This is a genomic window from Streptomyces sp. HUAS TT7 (assembly GCF_051550175.1).
Taxonomy (GTDB): Bacteria; Actinomycetota; Actinomycetes; order Streptomycetales; family Streptomycetaceae; genus Streptomyces.
On the sequence record NZ_CP196175.1, the window covers coordinates 7,946,998 to 7,970,752 of the forward strand.

The 23,755-nt window shown below is 70.4% G+C and carries 18 protein-coding genes; 6 read left to right on the forward strand and 12 right to left on the reverse strand.

Annotated elements, in window-relative coordinates; all coding sequences use genetic code 11:
* Positions 1–168 precede the first annotated feature (168 nt).
* Complete coding sequence (locus ACSHXC_RS36085) at positions 169–1,065, reverse strand: pyridoxamine 5'-phosphate oxidase family protein (protein ID WP_438297027.1); 897 nt, start codon at positions 1,063–1,065, stop codon at positions 169–171.
* 151 nt (positions 1,066–1,216) lie between these two features.
* On the opposite strand from ACSHXC_RS36085, the gene ACSHXC_RS36090 reads away from it, so the two are divergent.
* Positions 1,217–1,369 (forward strand): hypothetical protein, encoded by a 153-nt coding sequence (locus ACSHXC_RS36090; protein ID WP_438295548.1) that lies wholly within the window; start codon positions 1,217–1,219, stop codon positions 1,367–1,369.
* A gap of 592 nt (positions 1,370–1,961) precedes the next feature.
* Here ACSHXC_RS36090 and ACSHXC_RS36095 read toward each other — a convergent pair.
* Entirely contained in the window at positions 1,962–5,735 is a 3,774-nt protein-coding gene (locus ACSHXC_RS36095) for an nSTAND1 domain-containing NTPase (RefSeq protein ID WP_438295549.1), read from the reverse strand.
* Positions 5,736–6,033: 298 nt separating this feature from the next.
* On the opposite strand from ACSHXC_RS36095, the gene ACSHXC_RS36100 reads away from it, so the two are divergent.
* Together ACSHXC_RS36100 and ACSHXC_RS36105 are read left to right on the forward strand one after the other, a co-directional pair.
* The gene (locus ACSHXC_RS36100; RefSeq protein WP_438295550.1) at positions 6,034–6,363 is read left to right on the forward strand and encodes a hypothetical protein; all 330 of its coding nucleotides are present in this window, start codon (positions 6,034–6,036) and stop codon (positions 6,361–6,363) included.
* 243 nt (positions 6,364–6,606) lie between these two features.
* Positions 6,607–7,023, forward strand: a complete 417-nt coding sequence (locus tag ACSHXC_RS36105; RefSeq protein ID WP_438295551.1) for a beta/gamma crystallin domain-containing protein — start codon at positions 6,607–6,609, stop codon at positions 7,021–7,023.
* 270 nt (positions 7,024–7,293) lie between these two features.
* Here ACSHXC_RS36105 and ACSHXC_RS36110 read toward each other — a convergent pair whose 3' ends face one another.
* Positions 7,294–7,470 carry a hypothetical protein gene (locus ACSHXC_RS36110; protein WP_438295552.1) on the reverse strand — a complete coding sequence of 59 codons (177 nt, stop codon included), beginning with the start codon at positions 7,468–7,470 and terminating at the stop codon, positions 7,294–7,296.
* 1,112 nt (positions 7,471–8,582) lie between these two features.
* Here ACSHXC_RS36110 and ACSHXC_RS36115 point away from each other — a divergent pair.
* The gene (locus ACSHXC_RS36115; protein ID WP_438295553.1) at positions 8,583–8,981 is read left to right on the forward strand and encodes an anti-sigma factor antagonist; all 399 of its coding nucleotides are present in this window, start codon (positions 8,583–8,585) and stop codon (positions 8,979–8,981) included.
* Positions 8,982–9,080: 99 nt separating this feature from the next.
* Here the strand turns inward: ACSHXC_RS36115 and ACSHXC_RS36120 are convergent, their stop codons facing one another.
* Positions 9,081–10,580: a transposase gene (locus ACSHXC_RS36120; RefSeq protein ID WP_438295554.1), complete on the reverse strand. Its 1,500-nt coding sequence runs from the start codon at positions 10,578–10,580 to the stop codon at positions 9,081–9,083.
* Between the two features lie 117 nt (positions 10,581–10,697).
* Between ACSHXC_RS36120 and ACSHXC_RS36125 the strand changes: the two genes are divergently transcribed.
* Positions 10,698–11,003, forward strand: a complete 306-nt coding sequence (locus ACSHXC_RS36125) for a hypothetical protein (RefSeq protein WP_438295555.1) — start codon at positions 10,698–10,700, stop codon at positions 11,001–11,003.
* A gap of 138 nt (positions 11,004–11,141) precedes the next feature.
* Here ACSHXC_RS36125 and adh read toward each other — a convergent pair whose 3' ends face one another.
* From adh to ACSHXC_RS36150, 5 genes are all read right to left on the reverse strand, one after another.
* A complete protein-coding gene (gene adh / locus ACSHXC_RS36130) occupies positions 11,142–12,665 on the reverse strand; it encodes an aldehyde dehydrogenase (RefSeq protein WP_438295556.1) in 1,524 nt (507 codons plus the stop codon).
* A 56-nt stretch (positions 12,666–12,721) separates the two neighbouring features.
* Positions 12,722–14,032: a GAF domain-containing protein gene (locus ACSHXC_RS36135; protein WP_438295557.1), complete on the reverse strand. Its 1,311-nt coding sequence runs from the start codon at positions 14,030–14,032 to the stop codon at positions 12,722–12,724.
* Positions 14,033–14,101: 69 nt separating this feature from the next.
* Complete coding sequence (locus ACSHXC_RS36140; RefSeq protein WP_438295558.1) at positions 14,102–14,677, reverse strand: N-acetylmuramoyl-L-alanine amidase; 576 nt, start codon at positions 14,675–14,677, stop codon at positions 14,102–14,104.
* 15 nt (positions 14,678–14,692) lie between these two features.
* A complete protein-coding gene (locus ACSHXC_RS36145; RefSeq protein WP_438295559.1) occupies positions 14,693–15,721 on the reverse strand; it encodes an acetamidase/formamidase family protein in 1,029 nt (342 codons plus the stop codon).
* Complete coding sequence (locus ACSHXC_RS36150; protein WP_438295560.1) at positions 15,718–17,205, reverse strand: APC family permease; 1,488 nt, start codon at positions 17,203–17,205, stop codon at positions 15,718–15,720. Before ACSHXC_RS36150 ends, ACSHXC_RS36145 begins: the two co-directional genes overlap by 4 nt.
* A gap of 188 nt (positions 17,206–17,393) precedes the next feature.
* Here ACSHXC_RS36150 and ACSHXC_RS36155 point away from each other — a divergent pair, with 188 nt between their 5' ends.
* Positions 17,394–17,837, forward strand: coding sequence for a hypothetical protein (locus ACSHXC_RS36155; protein WP_438295561.1), 444 nt, complete (start codon positions 17,394–17,396; stop codon positions 17,835–17,837).
* Between the two features lie 96 nt (positions 17,838–17,933).
* Here the strand turns inward: ACSHXC_RS36155 and ACSHXC_RS36160 are convergent, their stop codons facing one another.
* The 3 genes from ACSHXC_RS36160 to ACSHXC_RS36170 all read right to left on the reverse strand — a co-directional run bounded on the left by ACSHXC_RS36160 (position 17,934) and on the right by ACSHXC_RS36170 (position 23,704).
* Positions 17,934–19,268: an esterase-like activity of phytase family protein gene (locus tag ACSHXC_RS36160; RefSeq protein WP_438295562.1), complete on the reverse strand. Its 1,335-nt coding sequence runs from the start codon at positions 19,266–19,268 to the stop codon at positions 17,934–17,936.
* A 294-nt stretch (positions 19,269–19,562) separates the two neighbouring features.
* Positions 19,563–20,831, reverse strand: a complete 1,269-nt coding sequence (locus ACSHXC_RS36165) for an SWF or SNF family helicase (RefSeq protein WP_438295563.1) — start codon at positions 20,829–20,831, stop codon at positions 19,563–19,565.
* Positions 20,828–23,704: a DEAD/DEAH box helicase gene (locus ACSHXC_RS36170; RefSeq protein ID WP_438295564.1), complete on the reverse strand. Its 2,877-nt coding sequence runs from the start codon at positions 23,702–23,704 to the stop codon at positions 20,828–20,830. The genes ACSHXC_RS36165 and ACSHXC_RS36170 overlap by 4 nt, the downstream gene beginning before the upstream one ends.
* Positions 23,705–23,755: the final 51 nt, after the last annotated feature.

Below are 23,755 nucleotides of genomic sequence, written 5' to 3' on the forward strand. Positions count from 1 at the left end.
CGCTAGAAGCCACTGTCTTGCTGCGGGCCCTGCTCGTCCTGACGCACAGCGAAGTCACCGCTGACAGACGACCACCACCACGCGATCAAGGCCCTGGTCGGCGACGAACCCTTAGCCGCCTCCCACACCAGCCTCCGCGACCAGCAACTTTTTCAAGATGAAACGATCTCACTGGTCGGCTGGACTGATGCGGCGCCCGGTGAGGCGGGCTGGCTGGATTGACACCCACATCTCGCGTTCGCCCCCCGCCCAAGGCATGGTGTGGGCGCGCTCGGCTAGCCGTTGCACCTCATCGGGCTCTGTCACAACCCGTGCGGGGCCGACGACGAGCACGCTCCAGCCCTGGCTCATGGCCTCGTCCACGTGGTCGACCTCAAAGGCGACTTCCGATCCCGCAGCTGCAGCGGGGCCCGTGCCCGGAGCGGTCCGGAAGGCGATCGCGCCATCGATGACCTCGTAGTTCACCGGGATGACCGCCGGGCCGTCGGGTGTGGACACTGCGATGCGTCCGACACCGTGCGTGGAGAGCCGGGCGCGGCATTCGTCGGGTCCGAGGTCCCGCAGCTGAGGGTGCAGGAGCGCCTGGCCCTGGCCGGGGGGCAGATCGATGCCGCCCCCACGCAGGGCCGCGACGCTGGTGCCGAGTGCGTCGGCCAGCCTGATGAGAGTGGCCAGGTTCGGGTCGGCCTGCCGTTCTTCGAGGTATGCCAGGTAGCCCGGCGCCATTCTGGCGCGGCGGGCTGTCTCTGTCCTGGTCAGTCCCTGTCGCTTGCGTTCGGCGGCGATACGTCGGCCGATGTCGCCCGGATCGGGCGTCTTGCCCGGCGGAGTTCTGCCGGACACGGCACTTGCCTGCTCACCAGCTGCGCCGGGCTGGTGCTCGATGTGACGGACATGCGCGTCGGGCCCCGGGAACACGAGCGTCACCTCGTCCGTGTCCGACCAGCGCACATCGTAGGGTGGGGTTCCGTCCGAGTGGTGGAGTCCGACAATCTCGCCGTCGCGCCGGGTGGCGCCGGTGGCCGGGCGTTCGACAACGAGTTGATCGCCGAGTTGAGCTCGCATGATCGCCACCGCTTCCTCAAAAAGGTGCTGTATCCAACGTGCCATGCGCGACGTGCCACCGCATGGGCCGACCGGCCCTGATCCGGGCAGCTCCTGACACGCTTGACACGTGACCGCCCCTGGGCGTCGCCACCCGGAACGGAGAGGCGAGATGCGCCACCGTACGGTCGGTGAACTCATGCCCCGGAACGCCATCCGGGCCGGGCGCAACATGCCGTTCAAGGAGATCGTCAAGCTGCTGGCGGACAATTACGCCACCGCTCTACCCGTGGTGGACGACCTCGACCGGCCCGGGTGCGTGTGAGGTGGCCGGATTGCGTGGCGGCTGGTGATTGTTTGCTGACGGGGTGTCAGTGGTGGGTGCTGTCCTGTCGGGTGGCGGTTCGCAGGGAGCCGACATCGAGGGTTGGGAGGGGACCGGAGACGATGCCGTGGGTGGAGGAGCACGTACATGGCAGTCGGCGGGTGCGGCGGTATTTTCGGTGGGCGCCGGGGCGGTGAGACATGGCGGTGCTGGTGGTGTTCGGGATGGCGGTGGCTGGGTATGGCGGGATGGTCGGGATGAGCTCGGGGGTGGCCGTGAGGTGCCGCGTCCGCTGCCGGCCGGTGTGTATCCGGTGAAGCTCGACTGGCACAACCCCTCGCCGCGGCCGGCGCCGGCGGTGTCGTACCGGATCCGCTTCGACCAGTGACCGGCAATGGCCTACGTGGGCGGTCTTGCCGGGCGGGGCGGGTGTCTGACACAGAGGTCCTGCGGGACGGCACGTACATACGACGGCGACGATCGAAGAAGGCCCGGTGATGGGGGGGCGGGCTTGGGGATCTTCAGTCGGAGATCGTCATCGCTGTCCGGTAGGTCGGGTGACTCGCCGGCGTGGAAGGACTCATCGTCGCCATCATCTGGTGGGGCGCCTGGCTGCGTCCTGTCGGCAGGGCGGTTGATAGGGCAGACCGGGGAGGTACTTGTCCCATTCCGCTCGGGTGATGGCGGGGAAGGCCGTGGCACAGACCCGGGTGGCTATGCGGTCGGCGTCGGTGTCCCACAGGAGGGCGGTTGTGTCCCTGCTGCCGGTGGCAAGGGTGTGCCCGTCAGGGCTGAAGGCCACGGAGTGGATTCGGTCGGTGTGGCCGGTGAGGACCGCTTGTTCCGCGGGGTGGTGTGGGTCGGTCACGTTCCAGAGGCGGGTGGTTTGGTCGTCGCTGGCGGTGGCGAGGGTGTGTCCGTCGGGGCTGAAGGCTACGGCTCGTACGCCTTCGGTGTGGCCGGTGAGGACTGCCTGTTCTGCGGGGTGGTGTGGGTCGGTCACGTTCCAGAGGCGGGTGGTTTGGTCGTCGCTGGCGGTGGCGAGGGTGTGTCCGTCGGGGCTGAAGGCTACGGCTCGTACGCCTTCGGTGTGGCCGGTGAGGACCGCTTGTTCTGCGGGGTGGTGTAGGTCGGTCACGTCCCACAGGCGAGCGGTGTTGTCCTGGCTCGTGGTGGCCAGGGTGTGGCCGTCAGGGCTGAATGCCACCGCCCATGCGATGTTGTTGTGGTCGGCCAGGGCGGCCAGTTGCGTGGGAGTCTGACGGCGGGTCACGTCCCACAGGCGGATGTTGTGGTCGTCGCTGGCTGCCGCCAGGATGTGGCCGTCAGGACTGAACGTGACTCCCTCCGGATTGCTGCTCTGGATGGTGATCTGAGACAGGGCGGCCGGGTTGCGGCGGTCGGTGAGGTCCCACAGCCGCACGGTGTGGTCCTCGCTCGTGGTGGCGAGCGTGCGCCCGTCGGGACTGAACGCCGCGTTGTAGACGTTGTCGGTGTGGCCGGTGATGACGGCCAACGCGGTGGGCGTACCACGGTGGGTGAGGTCCCACAGGCGCACGGTGTGGTCCTGGCTCGTGGTGGCGAGCGTGCGCCCGTCGGGGTTGAAGGCCACTCCGAAGACGAAGTCCGTGTGTGCGGTGATCGCGGAGCCGGGCAGGTCCCACAAGCGGGCTGTGTGGTCGTCGCTGGTCGCGGCCAAGGCGTGCCCGTTCGGACTGAACGCCACGGAGACGACGTTGTCGCTGTTCCCCGTCAGGGGAGCGCCCCGTTCTGCGAGGTGGCGAGGGTCCGCGATGCTCCACAGACGCACGGTGTGGTCGTTGCCGGCGCTGGCCAGGGTGTGTCCGTCGGGGCTGAAAGCCACCGAACGTACCGCATCCGAATGGCGTGCGGAGACCGACAATTGGACGGGCCGGTGGGGATCGGCGATGTCCCACAGGCGGACGGTATGGTCCGCGCTGCCGGTGGCCAGGAGCCGTCCGTCGGGGCTGAAGACGGCCGACCACACTGTGGCGGTATGGCCGGTGATGTCGGCCAGCTGCTGAGGGGCGCGAGGGTTGGTAATGTCCCACAGGCGCGCGGTGTGGTCGTCGCTCGTGGTCGCCGCCATGTGCCCGTCCGGGCTGAACCTGACCGAGAGCACGGTGTCGGTGTGGCCGGTGAGGGCGGCCAGCCGGCTCGGCGTGTGCGGGTCGGTCACGTCCCAGAGCCGCACCGTTTTCTGCTCGTCGCTGGCGACGGCGAGAGTGTGCCCGTCGGGGCTGAAGGCCACCGACCAGACGTTTTCGGTGCTGCTGGCGAGCGTGGCGATGTGCACCGGGCGGCGTGGGTCGGCAACGTCCCACAGCTGGGTGGTGGCGTCATCGCTGGCAGTGGCCAGGGCATGCCCGTTGGGACTGAAGGCTACCGACCGGATCGCGTTGCTGTGTCCGGTGAGGGTAGCCAGCCTGATCGCGCGGTGCGGGTCGGTGACATCCCAGAGCCGGGCGGTGCGATCGTCACTGCTGGTGGCCAGCGTGCGACCGTCAGGGCTGAATGCCGCCGATTCGACGATGCTCTCGTGTCCGGTCAGCCGGGCCGCATAAGGGAGGGCGAAGGCGCTGAGGAGGCTGCCGCGAGCCTCGGGGGTACCGGCGAGGCGGTAGGCGGCGAGGCTGAGCTGAGCCGAGAGCGCGGGGTTGGCGGCCCGCATCACAGTGGCCTGGGCGGCTGCCTTCTGAGACAAGGCGATGTTGCGCTGCCCCGTGGCGTTCTGCTGGGCCCGGAAGGCGATCACCGTCGTGGCGGCGGCGACCAGGACCAGGACCGTGAGCAGCGCGACGAGCCGGCGCAGTCGCCGGGTACGGCGGAGGTCGGCTGCCCGCTCGCGTTCCTCGGCGGCAACTGCCGTGTCCAGGAACGTTCGTTCCCGCAACGACAGGGCGCTGCGGTGGCGGGTGGCCCACTGGCGGGCCAGAGATAATCGGATTCCTCGGTAGAGCGCGCCCGGGTCGTGGCCGAGGCGCTCCCAGCCGTCGGTGGCCTCGGTGAGCTGGCGATGAATGCGCAACCCCTCGCGGTCGTCGCTGAGCCAGTCGTGCAGTCGTGGCCAGCAGCGGATGAGGGCCTCGTGGGCGATCTCCACGCTGTCGTGATCCACAGTCAACAGCCGTGCGTCCACGAGGTGTTGGAGCACCATGGTGATGTCCGGGCCGTCGTCGAGCTCGCCTCGCGCAACGCGGCGTTTCGTGTCCTCGGTGCCCTCTCCCGGGGCGGTGAGACGCAGGAACAGGTCCTTGGCGAGCTGCTGCTGACCTGAGGGCAGCGCAGCGTAGACGGACTCGGCGCTCTGGGCGAGGGCTCCGTCGATGCCGCCCGCCGCGCGAAACCCGTCCAGCGTCAAGGTGTTGCCGCGGCGGCGACGCCAGGTCTCCCGCAGCGCATGGGAGAGAAGGGGAAGCACGCCGCTCTGGCCGGCGGCGTCGGCGACCAGGGCGGCCAGCAGGGCCCCCTCGACCGTGCAGTCGGCACGCACCGCAGGCTTGGTGATCGCCTGACGCAATTCCTCCGTGGTCATCGGACCGACCATCATGTGGGCATCGCGCAGGGCCGCCACCAGATCCGGGTGACGGGTGCAGTGCGCATAGAAATCGGCGCGTACGCCCAGCACGACGCGGCAGTTGCTGGTCTCGGCGTTGGCGGCGATCAGCAACGCCTCAAGGAACCGATCTCTCTCCTCATGATCCTGGCAGAGCGTGAAGATCTCCTCGAACTGGTCCACCACCACCGTCACTTGGCGGCCCGTCTGCCGCAGCGCCCGGTGAAGGTTGCGGGGATCCGCGGCAATCTCCGCAAGCAGTGCGCCCGGCATGGAGCCGACCAGCCGGGCGAGGTGGATCGCGCACTCCTCCAGCGGGCGGGCTCCCGGAGTGAACACCACCGCGTCGTCGAACCGGGGAGCCAGCCCGGCCCGCAGAACCGAGGACTTCCCCGCGCCAGAAGCACCGAACACCGCGACGAACCGATGCCGGGCCACCAGGGCAGCCAAGTCCTCAACGACCCGCGCCCGCCCGAAGAACCACTGCGCGTCCGCGGGCTGGAATGCCGCCAGCCCCATGTAGGGAGAAGCCTCGACGTCCGCGTCGTCCGGCTGCTCGTCCCCGGCTGCGATCTCGGCGGCCAGGGTGCGCCACCGCTGCTCCCACTCCTGGACGTCCCCGCCGCAGGCCCGCACGTACGCGAGTGTCACCGGCAGACTCGGCATCTTCTTCCCGGACGCGGCCCCGGCCAGCGTCGCCACCGAATAATGCGCCCGCTCCGCCAGCACCCGGTACGTCGGACTGCCCGCCTTCTCCCTCAACCGGCGCAACTCCGCCGCAAGTTGCAAGGCCGGCTCGTCCCCCTCGTCCAAAGGATTCTCACTCCGCGGCACAGCATCGCCCCCTCAGGCATCCGCGCCATTGTCCACAGACCGTTTGTCCACCGTCCAGGCACCGACACAAGACAACCCGTCCGAGCTAGACAGGACATGCGGCACCCCGGTCCGCCAGTCATGAGCCCGACGTGACGACGCAGGTCACAACGGTGCGGGCCGCGGCGGAGGGGCAAAGGCACCCCCTTGTTTCGCCGTTTCGCCGAACTCGGAACTCTCGAACGGAGAAAGCATGAAGGCAGTGAGCAAAGGCTTGGCAGCAGCGTTCGCTGTGGCGGCACTGGCCTTGGCAGGTGCGCCCTCGGCCTCGGCGCACACCCCCTCCAGCCCCGCCGCGCAGGCAGGAAACCGGCCCAATGACATCCCGTGCTACACCTCGTTCGACCCGGGCGACCCCGAGGGCGGGAGCATGGTCCAGTACTACAACAACTGTTCACCGGAAACGGCGACGGTGTGCGCCTACGACATCGAGGACAACTACCGGCACTCCGACGGCCCCAAGACGGCCGTCCACGGGCAGATCGTGAAGTGGTACTGGAGCACGACGACCCCGGGCCACCACTACACCACCAGGTTCTGCTGAGCCTGATCCTGAGCACGGCCGCGCCGGAGACACGGCGGCCGTGAACCCCCGTCGTCGCGCCGACTCCGACTGCCCGTCCGGGAGTGACACGAGGACGCGCAGCGCATCCGGGCGCAGGCGGAATCCGAGCCGGGCTGCACACGGGGGAGTGGCCCGGCCCGGCAGCAGACAGGACCTCGCCTCCAAGAACGCCGGCACTGAGGGACAACGCCGCTCGAAAGTAACTGACCGAAGGGGAAACACATGTTGAAGCACAGAACGATCTCTGCTCGCCTCGGACTCAAGCGCATGCTCGCCGTATCGGCTGCGACTGCCGCGCTCGCCGGCGGCTTCGCCGTCCCGGCCACCGCGCAGACCGCAACCCCGGACAGTCCCGCGGCACGGGAAGTGCCGTGCGATCCGACCATTCCGTACACCAAGGTCTACAGCGATGCGGGCGATCGGTGCTTTGCCGACGGCGGAGTCCTGGAGGTCCGCATCGACCAAGTCAGCCGGATCTGCTCGGGGAACAACAACCTCAACTACGGGTGGCGGGACAACCCCGACCAGGACCCCGTCCACTACGAGCACCTGGACGCGGGCCCGGGCTGGGAGGGCAACTGCAGGTCGTTCACCGACGTTCCGGGCAACACGACCATCGTCTATCTGGCCCTGGGGTAGCAGCCAGGACAGCGTGACCGGGTGCAGGCCGACCTCGTGCGCCGGGTCGGCCTGCGCCCCTGCTGACAGCCGTCAACTGCCGGGGAACGAGGGATGGTTGATGGCCAAGGGGCGTTACGTGATGCACACGAGGGCCGTACATAGGGTGTTTCCCCCTCGTCGATGGCGAATGCGGCGCATCGAATGTCTATCCGACGGACCGTCCCCTTCACAATGTCTCCACCTTGACGATGTTCGCGGGGCACGGGTGTAGTTGGGATCTTGGGGGACTCACTGGTCGAAGCTCAGGACCACGAACAGGACGCCCAGCAGCGTGGAGCTCCCGGTGATGAGGATGTCGAAGTGGCTGCCGAAGAGCGGCGACCACGTTCCTCCGCTCTTCGAGCACGAGAGCACCTGGGCGTGAGCCAGCTCCGCCGGTTGGTGCGGGCGCGTCCGTCTCCGCACGCCACAACGACATCCGGCTCTTCGTCCCGGGCGGCCATCGGTGAGGGCCCGGGGATGGCGCCGCTGAAAGCGGAGAATGCGGCCCCGCGCAGGGAGAATGCGGAGCTGAAGACCGAGCAGGAGATCCTGCGGCGGGCCGCGAAGTGTTTCGCCGGGGAGACCGAGCCGGTCGACTCGCGGCTCGGCCGGTTCCATGCCCACGGTTGTGTACCAAGTTTGTGCTTTGGGGCCGCGAACACTGCTCCTCTTGGACTCCGGGGTGGGATGCTGGGTGAGAGTGCCTGGGAGGGCCGCCGCCCCGGCTGAAGGAGCGGCGGCCTCCTACGCGTGAGGAACGGTGAGCTCCCCCCGACGTCCCCCGCGCGAGGCGCCCTTCCGGCGGCGGGGATGCGGGAATCCCTGCCCTGAAGTCACCGGACGGGCATGGGCTGGAGCCGCTGAGTCGGCGCTGCGACTCCAGCTGGCCTGTCTGTCCTGGTGTTCGTGCTGCTTTGGGGTCTGGGAGAGCAGCAAGTGCACAGTCACCACTCCCGGTACTGACACTGGGTGGACTGCACCTCCCTGTAAGCAGCGTAGGGCGGATACGTCGACTGCGGAACCTTGGCCCTTGGCATTCGGCCATGTAATCGATCCTGGTGACAGCCGTTCGCCACCATGCCCCCACGGGGGCGACTACCCCGTAGAGCCAACCGTTGTTCCAGCGTGGAGGGGTGGTGGCCTGGGCCCTTGTTGGTCGGATACGCCCCTCACAACGCCGCCCCGCTCCGCCCTGGGTCGCCAGCAGGAGCGCATCGATTTCCCGTGGAGGCACCTGGCAACTCCGGCAGCCTGAATGCCTCATGGTCGAGGGGCGCGGCCATCAGCTGTCGACCGGCGGAAGAGGTGGTGGTTGCGCCGGCCCCTGATCGCACCGGCCGATGACCATATCGGTCAGAGGCGGGGCGCGCGGGCTGCTGGAGCCAGCACCGCTCACATGGATGAATCAGCGACTGCCTGCACGTTTCTGCACCCAAGTGCCTCCATACCGTGGGCAGGTGCCACTCCAGATCCCGGTGGCTGTCTGAACCAGCCACGCCCCATCCATGCGGGGCTTGTTCAACCGGGGGACTGCCATGGCAGACGAAACTCAAACTACGCACGTGGGGCAGGTCCCGGCAGCACAGGGGAGCGCACGCACCTACACCCTGGACGGTTTCACCGTGGTGGAGTGCCACGGCGAGCTCGACCTGTGCTCGGTTCCTGCGGTCCGGGAGCAGTTGGACGCGGCGACCTCATCTGCGGGTGCCCGCGTGATCGTGGACCTGCGGCCCGCGAGTTTCCTTGACTGCTCAACCCTTGCGTTGATCTATCGCGCCCGACGCCGGGCCCTGCACACCGGCGGTTCCATCGGGTTGGTATGCACACACCTGTGGCACCTGCGGGTACTGCAAGCAACAGGGCTGAGCACGGATCTTCGCCCGGTCGCCACGGTGGAGGAGGCCATGGCGCGCGAACTGCACGATGGAGGCTGACCCGTCCAGGGGGCCCTCGTCCCCCTCCCGCGGAGGGCGAGCACACCCTTGCGGTCGATCGTGTCCCGCGAGGGACACCGTTGGCGAATTCGGCGGTGTTTATGCCGGGCGAAGACGTGCGAAGCGCGAGGTCCTGGTCTTGGCGAGTGGGGTCTCGGTCAGCCAGGCGTCGGTTCGGATGAGGTTGAGGGCGGCGGCGGTGAGTATGTGTTGGAGGCGGGTCTTGTTGAGGCCGGTGTAGCGGCTTCTGCGCAGGCCGCAGCGGCGTAGCCCTTGGGCGATGGTGCCTTCGACGCCAGCGCGGGTGGCGTAGTGCCGCTGCCACTGGTCGGTTTCCTGGAGTTGGCGCCTGGCGCGGATCGCTTCGTGTTCTTCGCGCGGTGCCAGGGCGAGTTTGCGTGGCTCGGTCGTCGAGCGGGTGCATTTCGACCGTACTGGGCATGGGGTGCAGTCGTGGCGGTCGAAGAACACGTTGGACTGCCAGTAGCCGGGCCGCTGCTGCTGGTGGGGTTTCCAGCGGATGCTGTGGTGCCCTTGGGGGCAGATAGCGGTGTGGGCGTCCCAGGCGATGAGGAAGCCGTCGATGGCGAAGCCCTCGTCGGCCTTGCCCTGCCAGGTGATGTCGTGGCGGATCGGGCCGGTGAGTTCGACGCCGTGGCTGGGGACGCTGGTGGCCAGCAGTTTGGCGTTGACGTAGCCTCGGTCGACGAAGTGCTCGTCGGCCAGCAACCCGGCTTGGCCGAGGGCAACGTGGATCGTCTCGGTCATCTCGACGTCGGTGACGGTGGCCTCGGTCGTGGCGACGTGCGTGATCAGGTGCGGGGAGTTCGCGTCGCAGGTCTCGGTCAGGTGGACCTTGTAGCCGCTCCACTCGGTGGCGTTCTTGACGCAGTAGCGAGCCTCGCGGTCGTAGGGGGCCTCGATTCGGTCGCGAGAAGGCGGCATGTCCTTCGGTTCGCGCATCCGCACCCGGTCCTCGGCGAGGAAGAACTCCTGTATCCAGCACAGACGCAGGGCCTCAACTGCAGGAATCTGCCGAAGCCAGGATGGGGCACGGGGATCGTGCACCGCGGTCAGCAGGCGTATGCCGTCCTCGCCGGTCTGCTCCATGTACTGGGTGCGGGGGCCTTCTCCGCGCGGCAGCCGGTAGTCCTCGATGCGCCGCTGGTAGCGGTCGAACCAGTCGGCCGGCACCGTCGTCAGCAGCCAGTCGGGAGCCGCGGCGGCCAGCACACGCCGGGGCGCCCGGTCGGCCACCAGGCGGTCCCGGAACCCGCTCAGCACCGAATGGTCGAACCCGGGATCGGTTAACTCCAGCCCCAGGAGAAATTTCCAGTCGATGCGCCCGCGCAGGGCAGTCGCCGCCTGGCGGTCCGACAGGCCCTCCACGAACTGCAGCACCGAGACGATGGCCAACTGATGGGGTGGCCAGGCGGGTTGACCGCGACGCGGGAACAGATCCACGAAGTCCTCGTCGGCGAACAGCGGTCCGATCACCTCCCGGATCCGCATGCACAGACAGCCCTTCGGGAACGCCAGCCGGGCCACCTCGGCGGTCTGGGCCGGAACCTCGCCCGGCAGACGTGGGCGCAGCGACACCACGATCACCTCACACTCGCGCCCCGCACGCCGACCCGGCCATCATCCCGCCACCACAACATCACTTGAAAGCCGCCGCCGAATTCGCCAACGGTGTCCTCGGCGGGACGCCATCGCATGACGTGGGCGCGGGCACGGAAGCACGTACTGACCCGCACGGAACTCGCCTCCGGGCTGGCCAAGCGGCCATACGATCTCCGACACGCCGGGATCTCGTTCTGGCTGTACTCCGGTGTGGACCCGGCTGAATGTGCTCGCCGCGCGGGCCAGAGCATCGAGGTCCTCTTCCGTCACTACGCCAAGTTCCTGGACGGCGTCCGGGAGCAGGCCAACCGCCTCATCGAGCAGTCCATGGAGGAGTGGGACCGCGTCAGCCAAGGGCCGGCCGCCGCAGGGCTGAGCCGGGATTTGGACCGGAAATAGACCGGAACAGCTGGTCGGAAGTGGGATAGCCGTGGGATGAATCGGGAGTTACCGTCCATTCCGAACCCAGCGCTCAACAGATCGAGTGGAAGGCGCCTGAAGGGCAAAAGCCCAGGTCAGGCGCCTTTCCTCGTGCCTCTAGAAGAAGCCCAGCTTCTTCGGCGAGTACGAGACGAGAAGATTCTTCGTCTGCTGATAGTGCTCCAGCATCATCTTGTGGGTCTCCCGGCCGATCCCCGACTGCTTGTAGCCGCCGAAGGCGGCGTGGGCCGGGTAGGCGTGGTAGCAGTTGGTCCAGACTCGGCCGGCCTGGATCGCTCGGCCGGCGCGGTACGCCGTGTTGGTGTCGCGGGTCCATACGCCCGCGCCCAGGCCGTACAGGGTGTCGTTCGCCGTGCCGATCGCGTCGTCGAAGTCGGTGAACGAGGTCACTGCCACCACCGGGCCGAAGATCTCCTCCTGGAAGATCCGCATGCGGTTGTCGCCCTCGAAGATTGTCGGTTGGACGTAGTAGCCGCCCGCCAACTCGCCGTCGTACGAGATTGGCTGACCACCCGTCAGGATCTTCGCGCCCTCCTGCTGGCCTATGTCCAGGTACGAGAGGATCTTCTGGAGCTGGTCGTTGGAGGCCTGGGCTCCGATCATCGTGTCGGTGTCCAGGGGGTGGCCCGGGACGATCTGTTCCGTGCGGGCTATCGCCGCTTCCAGGAATTCGCCGTAGTGGCCGCGCTGGATCAGGGCGCGGGACGGGCAGGTGCAGACCTCGCCCTGGTTGAGGGCGAACATCGTGAAGCCTTCGAGGGCCTTGTCGCGGAAGTCGTCGTCCTGGGCCCACACGTCGTCGAAGAAGATGTTGGGGGACTTGCCGCCCAGTTCGAGGGTGACGGGCTTGATGTTCTCCGAGGCGTACTGCATGATCAGCCGCCCCGTGGTGGTCTCGCCCGTGAAGGCGATCTTCGCCACGCGCGGGCTCGACGCCAGCGGCTTGCCCGCTTCCACGCCGAAGCCGTTGACGATGTTCACCACGCCCGGGGGGAGGAGATCCGCGACCAGGCTCATCCAGTAGTGGATCGAGGCCGGAGTCTGTTCGGCCGGCTTCAGGACCACCGCGTTGCCCGCCGCCAGCGCCGGGGCCAGTTTCCACACGGCCATCAGGATCGGGAAGTTCCACGGGATGATCTGGGCGACCACGCCGAGCGGCTCGTGGAAGTGGTACGCGACCGTGTCGTGGTCGAGCTCGCTGAGGGAACCCTCCTGCGCGCGCAACGCACCCGCGAAGTACCGGAAGTGGTCGATGGCCAGCGGGATGTCGGCGGCGAGGGTCTCGCGGACGGGCTTGCCGTTCTCCCAGCTCTCGGCGACCGCCAGGTCCTCCAGGTGCGCCTCCATCCGGTCCGCGATCTTGAGCAGGATGTTCGCGCGGGACTCCGGCGAGGTGCGTCCCCAGGCGGGCGCGGCCGCGTGTGCCGCGTCCAGCGCCAGCTCCACGTCCTCGGCCGTGCCGCGCGCGATCTCCGTGAAGGGGCGGCCGTTGACGGGGCTCGGGTTCTCGAAGTACTGGCCGAGCCGGGGCGGCACGTACTCGCCGCCGATCCAGTTGTCGTAGCGGGACTGGAACGAGACGAGCGCGCCCTCGGTGCCGGGCGCTGCGTAACGGGTCATCTCCGTGGCCTCCCTCTGCCGCGCCGCCCGCCTTTGGACGGCGCACGGTGCGCAGATTAGGCATGCGGACGTTGCAACCCCGTTGCGAAGGCCTGTTCTTCCTCCAGTTCCATCAACTTGGCTTGCACGGGCGCCTGTTGACTCCTCGGCAGTGAGGTCGCCAGGGCCTGCCACACCGGCAGGTCGTTCTCGGCCCAGGGGCTGTACGCCCAGTCGGCGAGCAGCCCCGGGTCGGCGCGGGCGATCAGCGCCGACCGCAGCTGGTCGGCCAGGCGTCGGCGGAGGCGGGCCACCGCGGGGGCCTGCGAGGAGGGGAGGAGCGGGCCGGCGTAGGCCGTCATCGCCGCGGCCACCGCGCCCGAGCCGAGCCGTCGCGCCACCGTGTCGAAGTCCGCGTCCACGGGTGCGGTCAGCCGGTAGGGGCGGGAGGCGAGGAAGCCTGGGCCCAACAGCCGCCGTAGCCTGGAGAGTTCGGCCCGCAGCGTCACGGGGCTGACGGTCTCGTCCTCGTACAGGGACACCAGCAGTCCGTCGCCGCTCAGGCCCTCGGGGTGGCGGGCGAGCAGGACCAGGATCTCGCTGTGGCGGTGACTCAGGCGCAGCTTGCGGCCGCCCGCGACGAGCAGTGCCTCGTCCCTGCCCAGAGCACTGAGGGAGAGTGCCTCGCTGGTCGACGGAGGCGCGAGCAGGGCCAGTTCGGACTCCGCTGCCCGCGCGACGGCCTGGACGAAGCCCAGGCTGTGCGGGTGGGCGAGACCGTCGCCGCCGGTCAGGTCGACGGCGCCGAGCAGTCGTCCCGTACGCGGATCGTGCACGGGGGCGGCCGCGCAGGTCCACCGCTGGACCGGACGGCGGAAGTGCTCGGCCGAGAAGACCTGGACCGGGCGGTCCTCGGTGAGGGCGGTGCCCGGCGCGTTGGTGCCCACGGCCGACTCGGCCCAGCGGGCGCCGGGTACGAAGTTCATCCGTGCGGCCGCGCCGCGCGTTCGCGCATCGCCCTCGACCCACAGCAGCCGCCCCTGTGCGTCGCACACGGCCACCAGGTGCTCGCCGTCACCGGCGTACGCCCCGGTCAGCTCCCGTATCACCGGCATGACGCGGGCGAGCGGGTGGCCGTCGCGGTATCCGGCCAGCTCCTCCTCGCCGAGCTCCACACAGGCCGCGCCGTCCGGACTGACCCGGGCCCGCGCGGACCGCTGCCAGGACGTCGCCACGAGGGGGCGGACCGGGCGCACCACCCGTCCGCCCGACGTGAACTCCTCGTGGGCGCACCTGAGTTGGCGACTGCGCTCGGCCGGGTCGGCTCCTGCCTCCAGGGCCACCCAGGACTCGTCCCGCCTGTCCGTCAACTCGGCCTCCCCGCGCATCGTATGGCCGCTACCATCGTGGTCCCCAAGGCGCCGCCCGACAAGGAGCCCCGGGGAATCAGCCCTCACTCAGGCGAAGTTGACGAGCCTGATGTACCGCACCCAGTCCCACTCCGGTCCCGGGTCCGTGTGGTCGGTGCCGGGGACCTGGTAGTGGCCGAGGATGTGCTTGCGGTCCTTCGGGATGCCGTACCGGTCGCAGATGGACGGGGTGAGCGCCGCCGACCTCTCGTACAGCGCGTTCGTGAAATAGGCGGGCCGGTCGATCCAGCCCTCGTGCTCGATGCCGATGCTGCGGGTGTTGTAGTCCCAGTTCCCGGCGTGCCAGGCGATGTCGTGCTCCCGGACCATCTGCGCGATGTATCCGTCCGCGGAGCGTGTCACATAGTGCGCGGAGACCTTCTTCGCCGGGTTCTGGAAGATGCCCACGGTGTTCGACCAGGTTTCCTGCGTGACGTGGATGACGACGTAGTCGATCGGATACGCCGAAGGCCTGGTGGACGCGGTGTAGTTGGAGGTCGACGCAGGCAGCCAGGGCGCGCCCGGATGATCGGTGGTGCCGTCCGCCGCCGCCTCGGCCGCCGGGAAGAGGAAGCCGGCGGCGGCCGAGGCGGCCGCGCCCTGGAGGAGCCTTCTTCGGTTCATGGGCCTACTCCTCGACTAGTCACTGAAGGAAGGGAGTTGACAGGCCTGCTCCCGCAGGTGGCGGTGCAGGCCCCGGTGCGGCTCGCCCTGTCGGGGCAGCCACTCCTTGCGGATCTTGGCGACACAGGTGTAGTTGGTGTCGCAGACGTTGGCAAGCGGAGCCTCACCCGCCTGGCTCACCAGCTGGTATGCATCCAGCGCGGACAGGCCGTAGTCGCGCTCCAGCCAGCGCACCAGGTCCACCTGTGAGATGCGGAAGGCGTCTTCGAGGGGGCGGGCCGAGCCCGTCGACATGATGTGGGTGTCGGACTCGATGCGCGGCCAGGGTGTGTCGACGCCCTTGAGCAGCTCGACCACCACCACCGTGTTCATGGCGCACTCGACGGCGACCCCACATGTCTCGCCCTCGCCCTGGCGGGCGTGCCCGTCGCCGAGACTGAACAGGGCGCCCTCCACATTGACCCCGAGATAGCAGGTCACACCCGCCCGCATCTCCGGGGTGTCCATGTTCCCGCCGTGCGCGTCCGGGACCAGCGCGGAACGTACCTCCAGGTTGGCCGGGGCCACGCCGACCGTGCCGTGCATCGGGTCCATCGGCAGCTCGATCTCGATGTCGCTCTCGCGGGCCCGGAACAGACACGTCCCGCGCGCCCGGTCGAGCTCCCACATCCACACCACCTCGGGCAGTGGCGGCTGGAGCGTCGCCGTCGCATGGGTGGAGGTGAGTGCGCCGAACAGCGGGACGGTCGTCGACGCCGCCCAGTCCCGCGCGGGCCGGATCGACACGAAGTGCACGGCGAGGGTGTCGCCCGGTTCGGCGCCCTCGACGTAGAAGGGGCCGGTCTGCGGATTGAGGAACGGGAACGCGCAGACGCGGGACACCAGATCGCGCTCGGAACGCACCCGCCCGGCGAAGCAGTCCTCGGTGTACAGGTCGAGCGCCGTCCCCGGGGTGATGCGCGCGATGGGGGCTGCACCTCCGAACGTCCAGGCGTACTCGTTCTCCTCGGGCCGCACGGTCAGGATCCGGGGATCGTCGCTCATCCTCGTACCGCTCCTGTCTCCTCGTGGTCCTCATCGGGATCGATGAGGTGAACGCGGCCGGTCTGCGCAAGGCGCTCGGGGTGCCGGCGCGCCACCACCACGAGCACGACGACCCCGATCGCCATCCACACCCCGACCACGGGTCCGGCGTACGACACCGGCGGCGCGAGCTCGGCGACGAAGCTGAAGGCCGGGATCCCCGCCGCGGTGAGCAGCGCCGGGACGAACGCGGCGATGCCGAGCACCGGGAACAGCACATGCCTTACGGGGCTGAACAGTTCGCGGCGCCGCCGCAGAAAGTATCCGGCGCAGGCCAGGTCGGCCACGATGTACACGCCGATGATCACGGTGACGATGACCGTGGCGAGCAGGGCGAACGCCGTCACCGGGCCGTACCGGAGGCCGAGGCCCAGCATCGCGGCGACCGCCACGGCGAACTGCACGGCGACGCCGGTGACGGGGGAGCGGTGGCGGGGGTGGAGCCGGGTGAACGCGCGGGGGAACAAGCCGATCCGGCCGAGCGCGAAGGCGGTACGCGTCGACACGTTGGAAGACGCGTTGGCGTTCGCGATCGTCGAGTTGACCACGGCGAGGAACAGCACCACCCAGAACAGGCCGAACGAGGCCCGTGCCACGCCCTCCCACGAGGCGTCGCCGGACGCGCCGAACCCGGAGAACCGGTCGGGGCCGAAGTAGACCGCCATCGCGTACGTGGTCACGACGTACACCACCCCGATGGAGAGGGCCGCCCCGAACACCGCCCGGCGCATCGTGCGCTGCGGGTCCCTGGCCTCTTCGGCGAGCGGGGCGGCCGACTCGAACCCGGCGAAGGCCAGCACCGTATAGACGGAACCGGCGAACACCCCGCCGATTGCGCTGTAGCCCTGCGCGGTGTGCGAAGTGCCGAATACGGAAAGGGTGTTGTGCGATCCGGCCGCCTCGATCAGCATCACGGCGAAGGCCACGAACACCACCACCTCGAAGATGCCGAGCGCCGTGCCGAACCGAGCCGAGGCACGCACTCCGAAGAAGCCCGTGACCGCTATGACGACCGCCCCGGCCAGCGACCACGGCCACCACAGATCCGCCGGATACGACGCCCACTGCTGATGCAGGGTGCCCGCCGTGGTGAAGCCGAGCTGGAGCAGCGGCAGGGGCGGCACGAGGACCTCGACGAACACATAGCCCCAGCCGACCAGGAACCCCACCGCCGGATGCAGACCCTGCGCGCTGTAGGTGGCGACCGAACCGGCGGCGGGCAGGTGCTGGGCGAGCTCCGCCACGCAGGACGCCGTGAACAGGCACGCCACGAGCGCCACCAGGACCGACAGGGGCAGGCTGCCGCCCGCGAACGCGGCGCCCGCCGGAATGGACGCGGCGACGGCCGCCGCGGGCGCCATCGCGGTGACGCTCTGGAAGAGGACCTCACGCAGACCGACGGCGTTCCTCGCCAGCTCCGTACCCGTACTGGATTCCGCCGGCACCGTCCGCTCCCTCTGTCGGTCAACAGGCAAGAGGCTAGCGACAGTTACCGTACGGTCCGGGGTGCTCGGGGCGGAAGAGGACGGGCGGTGCGCGCGGGGCGCCTCCCATGGTGCGGCCGTTCGGCCAGGTTGACGCAACTTCCGCAGAAGGGTCGCGGGGTGCCCCCTTTCCGCCGACTCTGGAGGGTATGGCCACACCGCCCGTACCGCCCAAGCCGCCCGGTCCGCCGTACGGGCGGGGATTCGGACCGCCGCCGGGAGGGGGCTTCGGGCCACCGGATCCGCCGCCCCGGCCGCCGGGTGGGGGACGGCGCAGAGGCCCGTTCCTCGCCGTCGCGATCGTGGTGGCCTTCGTGGCGATCGCCGCGATCGCCTTCGCGGTCACGCGGGGCGGCGGCAGCGAGAAGCCGCGTGGCCCTGCCGGGAGCAGTCCCGCGAGCCCGACGCCGACTCCTTCGCTGAGCCTGCCGAGCGGGTTTCCGACCTCGCTCCCCACCGCTCTGCCGTCCGAACTCCCCTCCCTGCCGACGGAGTTGCCGAGCGGGTTTCCCACCGTGCTGCCCAGCGGGTTTCCGAGCGAGATCCCCTCCGGGGTGGAGGGGCTGGTGTCGGCCGGCCGGGCACCGGGGTGAGCGCGCCTCCCAGCCTCTCTGCTCCCCCCTCAAGCGCCGGAGCCGCACAATTTCACAGCCCCGCGCCCCTGGTAGAGCTGCGCCCGACTCCCTTGATCAGTGCGGGAGTCGGAGGTACAGCAGCTTTGTCCTTGCTCCGCTGTCCACGATGCGGCCCGACGGGTCGAAGGCGCCGGGGCCGTCCGTCATGCCGAAGTCGTTGTCGTTGATCAGGGCGAGGGTGCCGGGGCCCGCCAGGGCGACGCCCTCGATCTTGCCCGGGATGCCCGGTACCTTCCCGAGGTCCACGACGAGCCTCTTGCGCAGCACCGGCACCCCGGCCGCTGCGGGATCGGCGAGTTGCTCGTACGAGGGGCTGGTGGCCGGGCTGTCCCACGGGCTGCCGAGGAGGCCGGCGCCGCGCGGCAGCCGCACTTCCTGGAGGCGGGCGGCCCGGTCCGTGCGCTCCTCGACGAGCAGCCGGTCGCCCCCGAGCGCCACGACCGAGGAGATCTTCAGCTGAGAGGTGTCGTCCTCGCCCGGGTCGACGACGCCGACCGGATCGAAACGGTACGCGTACTCGGCCGTGACCGCCTGGCGGCGCGGCGAGAAGCGGAGCAGCCGCACATTGCGCGAGCCCTCACCGGCGGCCGTGTCCGGCACCGACAGGGGACTCTGCACCGCCAACACCAGGTCCCCGCCCGGGAGTTGGGCGAGTCCCTCGAAACCTCGGTTGGTCTTCCGCCGGGTCAGGATCGCGGGCAGTGCCTCGACGACGGGGTAGTCGGTGCCGGTCAGGTTCAGGTCCTTGGGCACGTATCGGGTGAGCACCTGGCCCCGCGCGGAGACGTGCACCAGCGAGGGCCCGTACTCGTCCGCCAGCCAGAAGCTGCCGTCCCCCGCCCGCACGATGCCCTCGGTGTCCAGACCGTTCGGGTTGTACGCCAGGGGCTGCCGCGCGTCGTAGGCGTACGGCGCCTCGTCGTGGCCCGCCTGGTTGGACAGACCGGTGACGGGCGCTCCCGAACGGGTCGTGACCGGGATCGACTTGAGCACCTTGAGGGCGCTGCCCTCGACGCGCACCTTCACGATCGCCGGGTCGAACCCGGGCACCGGGAAGGTGCGCCGCTTGGTGCCGTCGACCTTGATCTGGCCGTTGGGGCCCCGGTCGGTGACGGTCCAGAACTCGCCCTTGCGCTCGGCCGGGTAGATGTCGCTGCCGATGCCGCCGAGGTGGATCCCGCGGTCGTTGTCGACCGTGCCGGGGAGCAGCCCGTTGCTGAACGTGCCGAGCGGGATGTCGCCCAGGACCGCCGTGTTGGTGACCTGTGCGTCGCGGTGGCGGTGGCCGGTGCGGGGCGCGCCATCGGCGGGGCCGGTGACCGCGACGGCGGTCAGCAGGGCGAGCGGCAGTGCGACGGCGACGGACCGTCCGACGGCGCGAGGGGACACGCATCCTCCAGGGCGGGCAGGGCGGGCAGGGCGGGGGGCGAGCCACAGCCTGGGAGGCGGGCGCGAACTCCCGCTGTCCGCGCGGTGAACCCCGGGAGGCGCCGGGGCGTCCGGTTCGGCGCGAACGGCCGTGGCCCTCCTCTTCCGGTGGCGCCCTGGGCCGCCATGCGCTGTGACGTACCCGCGCTCAGCCCGGCCGCCCATGCCGCCCGGGGTTCGACCCGCCCCGCGGCGCCCCTGCCGGTGGAGCCTGGGTCTGCCCCGCCACGTAGCGCCCCCGCACTCCGCCCCGGCTCAGCCGCCCGCGCCCCCCTCCGCCAGCATCGTCTCCAGTGCCGCCGCCGGGTCCCGGTCCGCCGGGCCCGCCGGGGTCCAGCGGCCGCGCTCCCTGCGGTAGGGCCACCACCGGCCGTCGTGGCCGAGCCGCAACTGGGCGTCCCGGCCGGTCACGGTCCAGCGGTTGCCGCCGGCCGTCCGCAGCGCCGGGCGCTCGCCGTCGGGCCAGGCGCGGTCGAGCCCCGCGACGGCCCGGGCCAGCTCCTCCGCACCCGGTGTCCACTCCTCCTCAAGAGCCCGGAGCGACGCGGCTCCGCCGAGCTGCCAGGCGCGGACCGCTGCCGCCAGCTCTGCCGGGCGACGCCCCGAGGCGGTGGCGAGCCGTGCCGAGATCCGGCTTTCGTGACAGCCGGCGACCAGGCGCACCGTATCCTGATCCTCCGTCAATTCGGCTTCGAATGCGTGGAGTTCATGCCCGCTCGCCAGAGCCTCCGCCAGCAGGCGGTGCGCCCGCGCCGCCGCGTGAGCCGCCAGGAACTCCAGTGCCGCCGGGTCGACACCCGGCTCCGGCGCGGTCTCGGTGTCCAGGTGCGGCGGCTCGCCCGGCTCCGGTGGGAGCCGGGGCAGGGCGGGCAACGGCGGCACGATGTCCCTGGCCGCGAACGCCTCCTCGGCCGGGACGCCCCGCGGTGTCGCGGGCTCGTCCGCGATCGGGGCGGCACTGCGCTCCTGCAGGGCGTCGAGCAGCGGCCGTTCCGCGCGGCCCCGCATCAGCAGCAGGACGAACGGATCCTGGTCCAGGAGCCGCGCCACCTGATAGCAGAGGGCCGCCGTGTGCGGGCAGTGGTCCCATGCCTCGCAGGTGCACTCGGGCTCCAAGTCACCTATTGAGGGGAGGAGTTCGACCCCGGCACTCGTCGCGTCCTCCACCAGGTGGGGCGGCATCTCGCGGTCGAGCAGCGCCGCGATGTGCCCCGCGCGCTCCGCCGCCATCGTCAGGAAGCGGTCCCAGTCGTCCTCGTCCAGCTCCTGGAGCAGCACGTCGCTGCGATGGTGCGAGCCGTCCCGGTCGCGTACCACCGCGGTGATCCGGCCCGGCCGCACCGTCACCGCGCCGACCGCGCCTTCCCTGGCGAGCCGGCGCCCCTGCTTGAGCTGCTGACCGTCGAGCGCGGTGTCTTCCAGTGCCTTCAGCCAGGCGAGACCCCACCAGCTGGTCGCGAAGCCGCGTCCGTGCGCGGGCGGCAGCGGCTCGAAGGTGCGCTCGTTCTCGTACGTGTCGCTCATCGTCCGCTCCCTCGCAGTGCCACCAGGTCCGTCAGCTCGGCATCGGAGAGTTCGGTCAGCGCGGACTCGCCCGAGCCGAGCACCGCATCCGCCAACTCCCGCTTGCGGTCCAGCATGTGAGCGATCCGGTCCTCGACGGTGCCCTCCGCGATCAGCCGGTGCACCTGGACCGGCTGGGTCTGGCCGATGCGATACGCCCGGTCGGTGGCCTGCGCCTCGACGGCGGGGTTCCACCAGCGGTCGTAGTGGATGACATGGCCGGCCCGAGTGAGGTTCAGGCCGGTGCCCGCCGCCTTCAACGACAGCAGGAACACCGGGACTTGACCGTCCTGGAAGCGCCGCACCATTTCCTCGCGGCGTTCCACGGGCGTGCCGCCGTGCAGGAACTGCGTCGGTACACCGCGCGCCGCCAGGTGCTCCTCGATGAGCCGGGCCATCTGTACGTACTGGGTGAAGACGAGGACCGAGCCGTCCTCGGCGAGGATGGTGTCCAGGAGTTCGTCGAGCAGCTCCAGCTTCCCCGAGCGGCCGGTGATCCTGGGGCTGTCCTCCTTGAGGTACTGGGCGGGGTGGTTGCAGATCTGCTTCAGCCCGGTGAGGAGCTTCATCACCAGGCCGCGCCGCTCCAAGCCGTCCGCGCCGGAGATCTCGGCGAGCGTCTCGCGCACCACCGCCTCGTACAGACCGGTCTGCTCCTTGGTGAGCGAGACGGCCCGGTCGGTCTCGGTCTTGGGCGGCAGTTCGGGGGCGATGCCCGGGTCGGACTTGCGGCGGCGCAGCAGGAAGGGCCGCACGAGCCGGGAGAGCCGTTCGGCGGCCGCCGGGTCGGAGCCGCTCTCGGCGGCGGACGCGTACTTCGTGCGGAAGGCGGCGAGTCGGCCGAGCAGTCCGGGCGTGGTCCAGTCGAGGATCGCCCACAGCTCGGAGAGGTTGTTCTCGACGGGCGTGCCGCTGAGCGCCACCCGGGCCCGGGCTCCGATGGTGCGCAGCGCTCTGGCCGTCGCGGAGTACGGGTTCTTGACGTGCTGGGCCTCGTCGGTGACCACCATGCCCCACTGAGCGGCGGCCAGCTTCGCGGCGTCCAGACGCATCGTGCCGTACGTGGTGAGCACGAACTCGCCGTTGGACAGCGAGTCGAGCGAGCGGGAGGACGCGTGGAAGCGGCGCACGGGCGTGCCCGGCGCGAACTTCTCGATCTCCCGCTGCCAGTTGCCCATGAGGGAGGTGGGGCAGACGACGAGGGTCGGGCCCGCCGTCGCCGGGTCGCTCTGGCGGTGCAGATGCAGGGCGATGAGCGTGATCGTCTTGCCGAGGCCCATGTCGTCGGCGAGACAGCCGCCGAGGCCCAACGAGGTCATGTCGGCAAGCCAGTTGAGGCCGCGCAGCTGGTAGTCGCGCAACTGGGCGGTGAGCGCGGGCGGTTGGGCGACGGGCTGCTCGCGGTCGCCCTCGGGGTCGGCGAGCCGGTCGCGCAGGCGGGCCAGCCAGCCGGTCGCCTCGACGTCGACGCGGCGTCCGTCGATCTCGGCCGAGCCGGTCAGGACGGCGGCGAGCGCGTCGACGGGGGTCACCTTGCGGTCCTGGGCCGAGCGGGCGCGCCGCACCTCCTCCGGGTCGACGAGCACCCACTGGTCGCGCAGCCGCACCACGGGACGGTTCGCCTCGGCGAGCGTGTCCAGCTCCTGGCGGGACAACTCGGCGCCGCCCAGCGCGAACCGCCAGTCGAACGCGAGCAGAGCGTCGGCGGACAACACCGACGGCGCCCCGGACTCGATGCGCCCGGCCCCCTGCCCCTGCGGGTCGAGCGAGTGCTGCGAGTCCTGCGGGCCGATCACCGCACGCGCCGTCAGCTTGCGGGACAGCTCCTTCGGCCAGTGCACCTGCACGCCGATCGCGGCCAGCGTGCGCGAGGCAACGCCGAGCAGCTCGGCCGCCTCCTCGTCGGCGAGCTCGACCGCGTCCGGCACGGCGGCCGAGAGCAGCGGGGTCAGCGGGGCCCAGGCGCGGGCCGCCCGGCGCAGGGCGAGCAGCGCGTCCATGCGGGAGCGGGGCCCGAACGCGGCGGCCGTGCCGGATCCGGCCCATACCTCGGCGGCGTCCGCGACCAGCGCGGGATCGCTGACGCTGTGCATCTGGAGCACTGCGCGGAACACCGGCCCCTCGCTCCCGGGATCGGCCGAGGCGAGCCCCGGCAGCTCCACCCGCAGCGAGATCCGTACGCCCGCGTCGTGTCCGGCGGCCACATCGGCGGCCCAGGCCCGCTGCTCGGGCAGCCGCTGCGGCGCTTCGGCGGCGAAGGCCGGCGTGCCGGTGGCCCGCATGGCTGCGGGGGTGCGCGGAAGGCCGTCGGCGACCGCGTCGAGGAAGGCGCGCAGAAGCCGCTCTGGCTCCGGAAGGAGAACGGGTCCGGGTGCGTCGAGCGGTACGGCGTGTGCCTCGGGAGGCATCGCGGCGGCCAGCTCGCGCACCTGGTCCAGCTCGTCGGCGCCGAGCGGACCGACCCGCCACGCGTCGTGGTCGCTCGCGGTGAGGCCGGGCAACAGCAGCCCCCGCGCGGCGAGTTGAAGGGCGAGCAGGGCGGCCGTGCCCCAGAACGCGGCCGGGCGCGATGCCTGGGCAAAGGCGCGGGCCCGGGTGAGCACGGGCAGCGCGTCGCGGACGGGCAGCAGGAGGGCGCGTACGTCGTGGAGCGTGGCGTCCGGGCCGACGACGGTGAGGTCCTCGACGGTGCCGGGCGCGGCCGGGGGCTCTTCGCCCTCGGGGTGCCAGAAGGCGATCAGGCCGGTGCGGGAAGGGTCGGCGGGCAGGAAGGTCACGGAACAGCGGGCGAGTTCGGCGAGCTGGGGCGGTGTGGGAGCGGGGAGCCTCTGCACAGCGATAACGCATTCCTCAAATTTGACTACGTTGCCGGAGCGGCCGAGGGT

Excerpts from the sequence above, each read along its gene's own strand:
- ACSHXC_RS36085 (WP_438297027.1), bottom strand. The coding sequence starts at position 1,065 with ATGCGAGCTCAACTCGGCGATCAACTCGTTGTCGAACGCCCGGCCACC.
- ACSHXC_RS36090 (WP_438295548.1), top strand. The coding sequence starts at position 1,217 with ATGCGCCACCGTACGGTCGGTGAACTCATGCCCCGGAACGCCATCCGG.
- ACSHXC_RS36105 (WP_438295551.1), top strand. The coding sequence starts at position 6,607 with ATGTTGAAGCACAGAACGATCTCTGCTCGCCTCGGACTCAAGCGCATG.
- ACSHXC_RS36115 (WP_438295553.1), top strand. The coding sequence starts at position 8,583 with ATGGCAGACGAAACTCAAACTACGCACGTGGGGCAGGTCCCGGCAGCA.
- ACSHXC_RS36125 (WP_438295555.1), top strand. The coding sequence starts at position 10,698 with ATGACGTGGGCGCGGGCACGGAAGCACGTACTGACCCGCACGGAACTC.
- adh (WP_438295556.1), bottom strand. The coding sequence starts at position 12,665 with ATGACCCGTTACGCAGCGCCCGGCACCGAGGGCGCGCTCGTCTCGTTC.
- ACSHXC_RS36135 (WP_438295557.1), bottom strand. The coding sequence starts at position 14,032 with ATGCGCGGGGAGGCCGAGTTGACGGACAGGCGGGACGAGTCCTGGGTG.
- ACSHXC_RS36140 (WP_438295558.1), bottom strand. The coding sequence starts at position 14,677 with ATGAACCGAAGAAGGCTCCTCCAGGGCGCGGCCGCCTCGGCCGCCGCC.
- ACSHXC_RS36145 (WP_438295559.1), bottom strand. The coding sequence starts at position 15,721 with ATGAGCGACGATCCCCGGATCCTGACCGTGCGGCCCGAGGAGAACGAG.
- ACSHXC_RS36155 (WP_438295561.1), top strand. The coding sequence starts at position 17,394 with ATGGCCACACCGCCCGTACCGCCCAAGCCGCCCGGTCCGCCGTACGGG.
- ACSHXC_RS36165 (WP_438295563.1), bottom strand. The coding sequence starts at position 20,831 with ATGAGCGACACGTACGAGAACGAGCGCACCTTCGAGCCGCTGCCGCCC.